Annotated in this window: 14 protein-coding genes; 4 read left to right on the top strand and 10 right to left on the bottom strand. The window is 47.3% G+C overall.

What is annotated here, in order from left to right; translation table 11 throughout:
• The 10 genes from C7B77_RS12840 to C7B77_RS29225 all read right to left on the bottom strand — a co-directional run.
• The coding region (locus C7B77_RS12840; protein WP_106305116.1) for a type I restriction-modification system subunit M at nt 1-1,286 on the bottom strand (1,286 nt) is incomplete at its 3' end.
• Between the two features lie 555 nt (nt 1,287-1,841).
• The gene (locus tag C7B77_RS12835; RefSeq protein ID WP_146138303.1) at nt 1,842-2,099 is read right to left on the bottom strand and encodes a hypothetical protein; all 258 of its coding nucleotides are present in this window, start codon (nt 2,097-2,099) and stop codon (nt 1,842-1,844) included.
• A gap of 3 nt (nt 2,100-2,102) precedes the next feature.
• Nucleotides 2,103-2,555: a type II toxin-antitoxin system YhaV family toxin gene (locus C7B77_RS12830; protein WP_106305110.1), complete on the bottom strand. Its 453-nt coding sequence runs from the start codon at nt 2,553-2,555 to the stop codon at nt 2,103-2,105.
• Nucleotides 2,545-2,865: a hypothetical protein gene (locus tag C7B77_RS12825; RefSeq protein ID WP_106305108.1), complete on the bottom strand. Its 321-nt coding sequence runs from the start codon at nt 2,863-2,865 to the stop codon at nt 2,545-2,547. Before C7B77_RS12825 ends, C7B77_RS12830 begins: the two co-directional genes overlap by 11 nt.
• 198 nt (nt 2,866-3,063) lie before the next feature.
• The gene (locus C7B77_RS12820) at nt 3,064-3,378 is read right to left on the bottom strand and encodes a hypothetical protein (protein ID WP_106305105.1); all 315 of its coding nucleotides are present in this window, start codon (nt 3,376-3,378) and stop codon (nt 3,064-3,066) included.
• A gap of 53 nt (nt 3,379-3,431) precedes the next feature.
• Nucleotides 3,432-4,070 carry a hypothetical protein gene (locus C7B77_RS12815; RefSeq protein WP_106305102.1) on the bottom strand — a complete coding sequence of 213 codons (639 nt, stop codon included), beginning with the start codon at nt 4,068-4,070 and terminating at the stop codon, nt 3,432-3,434.
• Nucleotides 4,071-4,103: 33 nt separating this feature from the next.
• Nucleotides 4,104-4,670 carry a Uma2 family endonuclease gene (locus tag C7B77_RS12810; protein WP_106305099.1) on the bottom strand — a complete coding sequence of 189 codons (567 nt, stop codon included), beginning with the start codon at nt 4,668-4,670 and terminating at the stop codon, nt 4,104-4,106.
• 87 nt (nt 4,671-4,757) lie between these two features.
• Nucleotides 4,758-5,285, bottom strand: coding sequence for a DUF192 domain-containing protein (locus C7B77_RS12805; RefSeq protein ID WP_106305096.1), 528 nt, complete (start codon nt 5,283-5,285; stop codon nt 4,758-4,760).
• A gap of 5 nt (nt 5,286-5,290) precedes the next feature.
• Nucleotides 5,291-6,817 (bottom strand): ATP-binding protein, encoded by a 1,527-nt coding sequence (locus C7B77_RS12800; protein WP_106305093.1) that lies wholly within the window; start codon nt 6,815-6,817, stop codon nt 5,291-5,293.
• 57 nt (nt 6,818-6,874) lie between these two features.
• Nucleotides 6,875-7,054 carry a hypothetical protein gene (locus C7B77_RS29225; RefSeq protein ID WP_146138302.1) on the bottom strand — a complete coding sequence of 60 codons (180 nt, stop codon included), beginning with the start codon at nt 7,052-7,054 and terminating at the stop codon, nt 6,875-6,877.
• 200 nt (nt 7,055-7,254) lie between these two features.
• Here C7B77_RS29225 and C7B77_RS12795 point away from each other — a divergent pair, with 200 nt between their 5' ends.
• From C7B77_RS12795 to C7B77_RS12785, 4 genes are all read left to right on the top strand, one after another.
• The gene (locus C7B77_RS12795) at nt 7,255-7,851 is read left to right on the top strand and encodes a hypothetical protein (protein ID WP_106305090.1); all 597 of its coding nucleotides are present in this window, start codon (nt 7,255-7,257) and stop codon (nt 7,849-7,851) included.
• Between the two features lie 9 nt (nt 7,852-7,860).
• A complete protein-coding gene (locus C7B77_RS29955; RefSeq protein WP_181243844.1) occupies nt 7,861-8,244 on the top strand; it encodes a hypothetical protein in 384 nt (127 codons plus the stop codon).
• A complete protein-coding gene (locus tag C7B77_RS12790) occupies nt 8,150-10,894 on the top strand; it encodes a hypothetical protein (protein ID WP_106305087.1) in 2,745 nt (914 codons plus the stop codon). The genes C7B77_RS29955 and C7B77_RS12790 overlap by 95 nt, the downstream gene beginning before the upstream one ends.
• A gap of 95 nt (nt 10,895-10,989) precedes the next feature.
• Nucleotides 10,990-12,031 (top strand): hypothetical protein (locus tag C7B77_RS12785; protein WP_146138301.1); only part of this gene is annotated, 1,042 nt, incomplete at its 3' end.

Genomic DNA, 12,031 nt, shown 5'->3' with positions numbered 1-12,031 from the left:
CCCGCAACCCGATCGATCTCCTCCTCTGTAAAAGCCCGACTGCTCCGCGTCAGCATATAGCCCAACTCCGAAGCATCGATAAATAATACCTCTCCCTTCCTGTCTCGGTTCTTATTCCCATTCTTATACCGACTGAGAAACCACAAACAAGCCGGAATCCCCGTATTGTAAAAAAGCTGTGTCGGCAACATCACCACACAATCCACCAAATCCTCCATCACCAACCGCTTGCGAATCTCCCCCTCACCACTCGTATTCGACGAAAGCGAACCATTCGACAACACGAACCCCGCCGCCCCAGTCGGTGACAAATGATAGAGAAAATGCTGCACCCAAGCAAAATTGGCATTCCCCGCCGGAGGTGTTCCGTACTGCCAACGCCCATCATTCTGTAACGTCTCCCCGCTCCAATCGCTATCATTAAACGGCGGATTGGCAATAATAAAATCGGCCTTGAGATCCTTATGGGCATCGTTCAAAAACGACCCTTCAGGATTCCACCTAATATTGGAGCCGTCGATCCCCCGCAGAGCCAAATTCATTCGACACAACTTATAAGTTGTCTCATTGCTCTCCTGCCCGTAGATCGAAAGATTGTCCAACCTGCCCTGATGATTTCGTACAAACTTCTCACTCTGGACGAACATTCCCCCCGAACCACAGCAAGGATCGAACACGCGCCCATTGTAAGGCTCCAGAATCTCTACCAACAGCCGCACGATACTTTCGGGCGTGTAAAACTGTCCCCCCTTCTTACCCTCAGCCAGCGCAAACTGCCCCAGAAAATACTCATACACCTGTCCGAGCAAATCCTGCGCGATTGCCTCCGCACTCGCCATATTCTGCATCGAGCCAATCAGGTCGATCAAACCCCCCAATGAGTTGCGATCGAGCTTCTGTTGCCCGTAAACCTTGGGCAAAATCCCTTTGAGCCGTTTAGCGTTCTCCTTCTCGATCGCCTCCATCGCCAAATCTACAGTCTTGCCAATATCCGACTGCTTCGCCTGGGCTTGCAAAAACTCCCAACGGGCTTCCACAGGCACAAAGAAGACATTCTCTGCCGAGTACTCATCCCGATCCTCTGGATCGGCTCCTTGATAGTCTCCTTCACCAGCCTTGAGCTTTTGGTACAACTCATCAAAAGAATCAGAAATATACTTGAGGAAAATCAGCCCCAGAACGATATGTTTGTACTCCGCCGCGTCGATATTTTTCCGCAGCTTATCCGCCGCCTTCCAGAGCTTCTGCTCGAATGAGTCCGAATTATTCTGCTTTGCTGCTGCCATCTTGCCTTTAGTCGATCGATACACCTGAAGTTAATACTATCGCTCATTTTGGGACAGATTCGATCGAGTATTGGCAAATTTAGAGATGGGGTCTCCTAAAACTAATGGGGCGATCGAGCAAATATTTTTTTCAGAGCTACGATGATAGGCTACAGGTGGAAATTGGGTAAGCTAACAGTTGTTAACCCTTGCTACTAATGGAACCTGCAAGATCGCTCGCTCGCAAAATTAATGCACATAGGAAAAGTACCGTACAAACATTCAAAGAAACATCTAAGTGGCTCGACACCCATCGTGATTTTATAGGTCATATGGGTTCGCTTGGAGGTTTTCTCTATGGAGCTGTAACACTCGACGATCGACTAGCACGAGTTGTTTTTCTTATTTTTCTATCAATTCATATATACTCCATCTCTCCTTCTCGACAGGCAGTTAAGATCGAAAACAATTCTCGCAAAAACAGAAGATAATAGATGTTTGCTAAAAACGTATTGGCATCCTTTTGTTAGATGACAACGAAGTCATTATTAATCCGTGCGCGATCGAATGTCTTAACTACTCATAATTTTCATCGGGATCGTAAGTACCATGATATAGAGCGGCACGCATAGATGCTGGTATTTGCCGTTGACGTTGGCGGTTCTCTAATTCCCGTTCTGCCCAATTTTTACCATTAACTACAGGCAACTCGGAATTCTTTCGGTGAAACTCGGCAATCTCTGCTGCTACCTCGGCTTCCATTTCTACAATTCGATCGATCGATGTGCCGTTAGCGACTCCGGTGTGGTTCTCGCAGTTCGCCCCTCTCGTCAAACATTAAATATCGGTATCGGCAATTAATTCATTCAAATCTTTCGGAAACTCGCCCCGCTCGACCATTTTAGTAAAAACAGTATAACAATCATTTTTGTCCCCTTCCTTGCGCGGATATCCCAGCCATAGGATGACGATTGCCTTCATTTCTGCGGTGTCAAATACCCGAAAGAATAATCGATACCTTCCTGGTAGTCCCATCTTCTTCATCCGACTGTAGCCTTTAAGTGCGCCTACAAGTGCAAAATGAGAGGCAAAAGGATCGCTGGGAATCTTTTCGAGAATGCCGATCGTCAAGGCTGCAAATAGCTTGACCGTAGCGTGAGTTTTAAAGTCTTCAGGTTTGAGTTCTTCTTTAAGCTTCTCCACTCTAGCTGCTAGTTCGTCGTACTGTTGCTTAAATAATTCTGGATGAAAGTAAATTTCCCACCCCTGTCGAATTACCTTATTCGTCATCTAGTTCGACCCCAGTAATCAGCTCCATATCTCTAGCCGCTTCCTCAGTCGTGTAAGCATGTAGATTGCCTTTTTTGAGCGACTCATTGAGTGCGAAGTCTAGAAATAGTCGCATCATTAGATCGTTGTCTTCTTCCTCGTCTTTATCATCGACCGTCGGTTCGATTCTAACAATTGCAGTGTTGTCAGAAATAACCTCAATCCAACCATCAGCCGCAAATTCTGGACGATCGCGATAGAATTCGGCAGGAATCCGAAAGCCTTTACCATTCCCGATCTGTGTATATTTCAGCTTGTATGTTTTGCTCATGAAGTACTTACGCTAAGTACTTACATTTTAGCATGGAAATCGATGCTCGATTTTCTAAGGTAATTACTTTAGAAAATGTTCGCTTTCCCAAGTTATGCAGCTTAAATCGTCCGTGCCTAGTTCCCTCAAATGTCACTCATGGTCTACTCGAGCGATGACTGCCGCAGATTGCCTCATGCGCTCGCGCCCAAGCATATATCAATCATAATTTGCGTCGGGATCGTAAGTACCATGATATAGAGCGGCACGCATAGATGCTGGTATTTGCCGTTGACGTTGGCGGTTCTCTAATTCCCGTTCTGCCCAGTTTTTCCCATTAATTACAGGCAGCTCGGAATTTTTGTGGTGAAACTCGACAATCTCTGCTGCTACCTCGGCTTCCATTTCCACAATTCGATCGATCGATGTGCCGCTAGCGAGTAACCTACTCCGATGTGGCTCGCGCAGTTCGCCCGTCTCGTCATTGTACCATTCGCGTTTGAACGGTGCCCAAAAATCGCTAGGTCTGGCCATAAAAATTTCCCTTATTAAATTAAAATTATAAACCCTTAAATAAATCGATCGCTTCAGCAATATTTACGATTAAAAATTTCAGACTCCCGTAACGGCTGTAAAAACCGAAAAATTCTACTGCGATCGATTGTCTGGCTGCGCTCTGAGAACGCCGACAGCGGCAATCCCGATCGCTCGATCCGATCGATTAGTATTGGATCTCTAGTAAATGCTGGTAATTTTACCGTGCGATTGCGATCGAATTCAGGTTGCTGGAATAATTGAAAATTAGCAAGGTAATACTGATTTTCCACTAGGAAGCAACGCTCTTTAAAGATTTCCAAAATTTCTGATGGGTAATCATCTTTACCGCGACTGACAAACCAATAACGGCAGTCGATGTCTGTTTCTTCTAAGGAAATATCATGCAGCCACTTGAGAAAGTAATGTCGTGCCTGAGCCGGAATTTTAACGACGATCTCCCACTCGTTTCCATAGACTAAGAGCGGATCGGCAGCTAAGGGCCGATCGCCAGAAAATTGCAGCTCGTAAGATCGATTGAAGGTAGGTGAGTAGATCGTGCCGATCTTTTTATCGATACTGGCATCGGCAACGATCGTTCGCGGGCTATTGACGGCAATTATCTCTACCAGGGCGCGCACGAACCATGACTTACCTGCCTGATTCTCACCACCGATAAAATGAATTGTCAAATTACACCTACCTGCGAGGAAACGATCGGTTTTCTAGAATTCAATTCCGCGATAAACACGCTCGATCGCAAAATTTAGATCGATACTTGCTATTTCTACAGTATCGCCAGCAACATAATTTACTACCTCCCATATACCGCGCTCGTTTTTGTGAAATATGTCAATTTCAATTTCTTCAGCACTGACCAGCACATAATCAATCAGGCTACTCGATCGCTGATAGAGTTTGAATTTTTTTCCACGATCGTATGCTTCAGTGCTTGGTGATAAGACTTCAATTATCAGGCAGGGGTAAGCAACATAGTTCGGCGTGTCTCGATCTCGCGCGTCACAGGTAACGCTAGCATCAGGATAAACATATTTTTCTGATTCCTCAATCTTCACTCTGACATCTGAATTAAACACTGCACAATCGCTATCGTCCAGATGATTATCGATTAGAGATACGAGCCGAACTGCAATGCGTCCATGATTTTGTGTCCCACCACTCATAGCATAAACTTCACCATTAAAATACTCGTGCTTGACCTCCTGCTGTTCTTCCCATGCGAAATATTCTTCGGGAGTAAATCGTGGTAAAGATTCTCGCGCGACAACCATCAAACAGACCTCTCCTGCTAACTACTAGTAGAATTATACCACTTGAAATATCCGCGCTTAAAAAAGATGTGGCTCCCCAACTTCCCTTTACCTCCTTGCGGGCAAGAGATCGATCGTCACCTTCACCCCTCTGGTGATGCCCAGCACTTTAGTCACTCCAGATTTAACCTCTACAACAGCATCGTAACGTTCGTTTGTACGATACTGAAGGCATTTATCTTCGTTGCAACTAGCTACATCTCGCACGTCAACCACTTGGTTTCCCATTAAAAAAATCAATTCGGTATTAAATTTATTGTTCTTGCCGCTAAAATAAGTATCCTTCGGCAAGCCGCGATAGAGCATTCCCCGATTGCTGGGAAGATCGTGGCGATAATTCAATCCCCGCGATCTAGTTAATGAGTTGTTCGCAACCTCTAGTTGAATCGCTCTATTCCTAACTAGCATTTGCCCTTCGATCGGTAATTCGATTGCCATATCATTACCAATAGTGCGCGGATCGAAATCCTTCATCGCGATTGGAAATATCAGAAAAAATAGCCACAGATATTTGCGGTATTTTAGCTCTTTAGTATTCTGAGGTTTAGTAGGATGTTGTGGAACTTCTGTAGACATAGGATTTAATTATTTGCCGATTTATATAACTTTCTAATGGGTAAGTCAAACGGACTAGACGTGTTGGAACTAGCTGGCTTGCAAAATCCTTTAGCTTGATTCTCCATTGCCGAAATTGCCTCACCATCACGCTGATTGAGAGTTTTCATGTTTTCTCTGGCAGTCAATAAATCTGTTAATTCGATCTTTAATTCTGCTCCTGGAGCCAAAGTGCAAAAGATCGCTCTGGCGGCATCGGTAGCAATCTGCGCTAGTTCCGCCCCCGTACACTTATTGGTCTTTTCCAGAATTCGCGCCCATTCTTCTCTACTCAACCTTCCGTCACCGCACTCAAAAGCGCGATCGAATCTAGCACAATGGATCTGCAAGATTTCCTTGCGCTCTGCTGGGCTGGGAAAGTCGATATAGTAGGCACTATCGAAGCGTCCGGCGCGGGTTAGCTCGACTGGAATATTCCGCAGTCGGTTGGCTGTAGCGATCGACAGGGTTCTGGAGGTCTTTTCATTGAGCCATGTCAGTAAAACTGCCAAGATCTGTTCGCTGGCTTCGTCGCCCCGCTCTCCTTCACCCCTGGGGAAAAACTTATCTAATTCGTCAATAAAGGCGATGCACGGCTCGCAGGCATCGATTCGGCGGAGCATTTGCTTGAATTTAACTATGCCTTGAGACTTAACCGCATCGATCCCGATATTGACGAGCGGAAATCCCAACTTTTGAGAACAGATTTTAGCAAAATAAGTTTTCCCAACCCCTGGCGGGCCGACTGTAAAAAAGCCGCGATGGAGGGGGATGTTATAGGCTCTGGCTTCGTCGCTGAAGGTACGCAAGACCAGATCTAATTCTGCTTTGAGCAAATCCAGTCCGCCAATATCTTTAGTAGTGGTTTCGTTCAAAAACTCTAGACCGTGGTTTTTAAATACCGCGTACTTATAATTCAACAATGTCTCGACGATTGCACTCGGATCGAGGTGCAAATCGACTCGTTGGAGGGCGATTTTTACCTCAGATTCTGTCAGCCCCGATAGAGCGTTAAGGATATTCGGCGCGATCGGTAACTCTCGCTCCTTTAGCATCGACTCGATTTCCGATCGAATCGGCAGTGGCAGCTCGTAACTGTAGATAGTCCGAGCGAATCGAGTGGGGATTTCCCCAGTCTCTAGGAAAACAATCCGGTGTTGTGACGACTGCTGGAGCTGGCAGCATAAGTTCTCAATAGCGATCGTCGCTCTGATGCCAAATGCGGGCGGTAAGGTGGCGATCGCGGCAAATAGATCGACATAAACTGCCACTCCCAGCGGCAGACGATCGACCTGCAAACATGCGGCGATCGAGCGTTCGAGATCGCCATCTTCCCAGATAGAAAGAGCGCGCGCCCAGTCGTGCCAACCCTGGGCGCAAGGAGTCCACACCGCACATTGACGACCGATTTGGGCTGCGGCGATCGCCACCCGTTCGAGCGTATGCTGACGGTCGGGCGGATCGATCGAGATCGCGATTGAGGGTCGATCGGTGAGAATGGCAGCTAAACTCATGAGGGTATGCGAGCTTTTGCATCCACTTTATACTGCCGAATAAAGTTATCGGCTCGGCTATTTCTCGCATTTATCCATCTTGTGGAGATCGCTTTGATGCCAACACATTTCCAACAGCCAGCGATGGTAAAGTTGCTTGAATTTAATCGGATTGAGAATTAGTTTGACTCGATCGTGTCCGAGCGGTTGCCATAGGTAAGCAATTATTGGAAATCTTACTTGCTGTCTGGATATCATGATCGACTCGATGTTTTTTATCCAGTCTATATTGCCGATAACTCGATCGGTTCGGCTATTTGCCGCGTTCGCAAACTGTCGATCGATCTTGCGTAATTTAGCTCATCTCAGATCGAGATCGTTGGAGCTATCTTAGACAAATCAAAGTTTGTCAGTATCTTAACGTTTCACTTCATACTATCTAGCACCAAGCTTCAACTATGGCTAAGTATAATTCAAAGCTGCAAACCAGCTTTGACCGTTTTTATTACTCATTTTCCCTAGATTTTTGGCTGGTTTTAGCTAATACGTTAGCCGTAGCAAATTGGGCGATCGACTCCACAAACACTCTGACTCTGCTGGCATTGCCGCTAATAGCTTTTGGTTCGGCGTGGGCGTTCGTTAACAAAAGTCGGCAAAATCAAAAGGCGTTCCGTAACTTTATCGATCGGTATAAATTAACGGGTATTTTGACCCTATCGCTAGCATTGATGACGCTAGTTACCGTCTTTAATTTCGCTACTAGCCCCAGTCACGCATTCATCGTTAATGAGACTGGCGTTGATGTATTTAAAAAACTATTTACGGCAGGGGATGCTAGTAATGCTAATAGTGGCTTGGCAGGTTTTGCAAGTACGATCGTGATTGCTCTGAGGGTTGCTTTTTTTATGGCATTTGTTGGCGTATTAGTAAATGTAGCTGAAGAGCTAAAAAATCGTTCCGAGTGGACTGAGGTAGTAAAAATGCCAATTATTTTTGCAGTAGTCTTGGGAGCGGTCGAAATCGTTGCGGGAATGTTGTTGAAAGCTCCAGCTTAATATCGAACGATGACAATTAAAGTCAATCGAATTCTATCTCGTAAGCCCGCGATTGCCGGAATTTCTGCCGAGGTATTTTTACCAGCAGCCGCATTCGACATTGCCGCATTATTTATTTGTTGCTTATTTTTGCAACTCGATTTCCTGCGCGTGGCTGCGGTCTGTCTGTTACTTAACGTCGTCTGGGTAGTTTTAACGATTAATGGAGTTTGGCAATTCTTGGGCGGCTTCTGGCGACCTCCTAAATATTATCGAGCGAACGTCACTTATACATCACTTTTTGAAACTCTAAGAGCAAATGACCGCAACCGTCGAAATCGGCAGAATTCCAAGCATCAAAGGCGCGACCGTTCCAGGGGGAGCCGCAGAAACGCTAGACGCGATCGAAAATGAATTTAATTTAGAAACTCATATTGAATTTAACGCCGAAGGACGGAATTTTGGGGCGTATTTACTGCGGTTGGGAAAATCGAGATATCGGCTCACCTTTGGCTTCGATTGTGATGGCATCCATCCCAACCTGCCCGACGCTCAGATGGAAGCAATTTATCAGGGGATGACGCAGGGTTTTAAGGAACTACCTGAAGGCGAAATCCTGACCGTGCGGATGAATTCCTATGCAGACGATCGCGAACGCATGGAGTATCTTTGGCACCTCCAAGACCAGTCGCCCAATCCCGCCCTTAAATATATTGCTACTAGCGAAATTAAGAAGCTGGAGGTATTGACAGCTAAAGGTAAGCGCAAGGCCAAAAGTTTGCGACTGTTTGCAACTTTTACCTACGATGCCGATGCCGATGTAAAAGACGATCGGTTGGCGGCAATCCTCAAGAAATCGATGCAAAAATTGGGGAATTTTACTGGTACCAACCTCACCCAAGAGCAGGAATTTTTGAGTTTTCTCGAAGGTGGTTTTAATGCCTTTATCTTATGGGAGCAGATTCTCAAAAATAAGATCGGTCTGAACGTCCGCGCGCTGAGTGTCGAGCAGCTCTGGGCTGATGTTTGGTATCGATTTAATACTACTCCTTGCATTCCCATTCCTCAAAAAGCCATTTACGACAGGCATACCTATCGTGAAGTCTTAACTTCTGGCATCCACGCTCTATCGCTGCTAATTAATGACGAGCGGAATTTACCCGATGCCGATCGCAAATGGATGAAGATCGGCGGTAAATTTACGGCGGTAATGTCGTTGTTAGATCAGCCAGACGAATGGGATAATTCCCGCGATCTGATAAATCACTTTTGGCAAAAACTCAGCGATGACTCGATCGTCGATACCGAGATCGTCTGTCAGATTTCCAAGCTCGATCAGAATAAAGTTCGCGCCGACCTCAAAGATATTACCCTTGAAGAATTGGCTGCCAGCGAACGAGCGACCGAAGATGGAGATATTCCGGTAATTGCGGGCGCGAATTTGAACGAAGCAGTCGCCGCTCGTGCCGCTCTGAATTCGGGCGATATGGCCTATTCCCACGCCTGCGTGGTGCTGGTGCGGCGACCGGATCTCGAATCCTTAGACTGTGCCTGCGATTATCTCAAGAGCATATTTTTATATCCCAACAATTTGTGGCGCGAAAATCTGTATCTGTGGAAGACCTGGATGCAAACATTGCCGATTTGTTGGGACGAACTGTTGAGATATCCCTTCAACCGTCAGAAGCGGGTTTTTTCGAGTTATTTACTCGGCACCATCCCCTTGGCTAAGGTTCGCTCTACGGATCGATCGGGGTTTGAATTAATCTCCGACGACGGCGGGGTGCCGATTGCCATCGACCTCAATAAAAGCCGCCAACACATGCTGGTGTTAGCCACCCAAGGCGGGGGTAAAACGGCGATGGTGTGCGAGATGATGACTGATTTTCTCAACCAAGGAATTCCGGTATCTCTAGTGGATTGTCCGCCTACCGAAGCTGCTAGCAGTTTTAAGGACTATACCAATCTAGTCGGTGGGGCATACTTCGATATCGGCTCCGAAGCCAGCAATCCCTTCGATCTGCCCGATCTCGACTCCTTACCCGAACGACTCCAAAACCAACGTCACCGCGAATACCAGGATTTTCTCCTCGATCTGATTCAAGCAATGGTCGTCGGTACTAGAAGAGATATTGCCGTCGATGTAGATCGGGTCAGATCCCTATTGAGTCTGGCTTTAGCCAAATTTTTCAATGACTTCGAGATCCGCGAACTCTACCATACCGCCCGCACGGGCGGCATCGGCTCTCCACAATGGGCAGATCACCCCACCCTCGAACATTTCTATGAGTTTTGCTGGCCGGAGCGGATCGACACTCAATCGAGTGACGATCGCCGCACCCTCGAATTCATTCGTACCAAACTGCGCTACTGGCTCTCCAGTCGCGTCGGGCAGGCTTTATCCCGCCCCAGTACCGTTCGAGCCAGTCGCCCGCTATTCGTCATGGCAATGCAGGGGGTCGAGAATCCCGATGATGCCAATATTTTAGCCATGTGCATGTTTGGGGAAGTAATTCGGCGAGCGTTGGGTTGCGTCAAGTCGATTTGCGTGGTGGAAGAAGCCGCCCTATTGCTGAAGTTTCCGGTGGTTTCTAGCTATGTCGGGAAGTTTTGTGCCAACGCTGGTAAGACGGGGTTGACGATGGTGCTGATCGCCCAAGAGCCAGTATCGATCGCCGAGTGTCCCGATGGGGCGAGAATCCTCGCCAATTGCACCATTAAGTTAGTCGGACGCATTCAGCCGGAAATAAGACGAGCTTTCCAAGATCTCTTGTACATACCTCCTGAAATTTTGGCTCCGACCATGACAGATGCCTTCTCTGTCAATGTCGCCCAGGGATATTCTAAGTGGCTCTTACTCGACGGACGCAGCTATACATACGTGCGCGCTTACTCCAGTCCTGGAGGTTTGGCGGCAGTAGTTAACAACCCCAAGGAAATCCAACGCCGGAGGGAGTTGATGGCTGCTGCCGAACATCCAATTATCGGGTTGCATCGGTACGCTTGCGAATTACTCCCTCAATACTCTGGGGAGAAAGGGGAAGGGGGAAAGGGTAAAGGGTAAAGGTATGAGGCGCGTCGCGCTATTGATATCTACAACCGCTAACAGTTTCCCCCATCCTTTCCCCTTTCCCCTTTTCCCTTTCTCCTCTAATTATCATGAATAGACTCAAACTGTTTTTTCTGACTTTACTCGCGCTGTTGGCGATCGTGCCACGGGCGAGTGCGGCAACTCAAGATCCGACGGCGGCAGCTAAAGCCCAGGCGGATGCGATTCTACAACCGCCTTCAGCCAATCCCGCTTCATCGTCTACGATACCCGCCCCAACTCCCACTCCAACGAGTTCCGTGAGCGGTGCGATTTCCCAAACCCAGGCGGATGTCGAAGCCTGCGTTAAAGATTTATCCAAATGTTCGGCAACCAAAGATGCAGCAAGTGCGGGTCAAGCCCAAATTAAGGCATGTACCGATAACCCGATCGCCTGCGCGCAAAATCCTCAGCAAGCACTCGCCTCTTTGAATGCGATGCAAACTCTCGCTACCGATGGAGCCAATCGGTTTTTTAACCAACAAGTTGCTGCTTGGCAATCTGCGGCCATCAAACAAGTGACTGATTGGGCGAATCCGATTCTCCAAAAAGCTCTCTCTGGCGTGGCTGGCTGGTTCGGGGGAGGCTCTACGTCACCTAGCAATAAGGCGATCTCGGCTAACAACAGTACTAACACTACTGCTGTCGCCACTCAAGCCCTCGCCAACGATGCGGCAGCAAAAATTATCGCCACTCAAAATGCTGCTAATGGCAACTATCAGTTTGGTGCGGTAGATGCGGCTACCAATCAGGCCAGTCAAGCGATCGCCGCTTCTGTAGTCGGTAGTAATGGCATCCAACAAATAAATGCGGTGGCTGCGGCTTCAACTCAAAATGTCAATGATGCCGATAGCCAAGCCAATACCCAAAATGACAGCTCGTTAGATGCCATCGCCTCTAGCAATCGCATCTTGGCTAAAATCGTCAGTCAGAACGATCTGCTCCTCGGTGCTGCAAACGATCGCAAGATAATTGAGGCTCAAAATCTCCGTCAAAACGCCACCATCCAACAAGCGATCGCCTACCAGAATAAGTTGCGAGATCTAGAACTAGAACGCACTTCTAAAACCAGTGTCGAACTCCAGCGTCAAATTTTGGATGTTGCTACTACTC

The sequence above is a fragment of the Chamaesiphon polymorphus CCALA 037 genome, assembly GCF_003003845.1.
Taxonomy (GTDB): Bacteria; Cyanobacteriota; Cyanobacteriia; order Cyanobacteriales; family Chamaesiphonaceae; genus Chamaesiphon; species Chamaesiphon polymorphus.
Note: the sequence above shows the minus strand (reverse complement) of the source record. Positions and strands in the feature narration are given on the sequence as shown.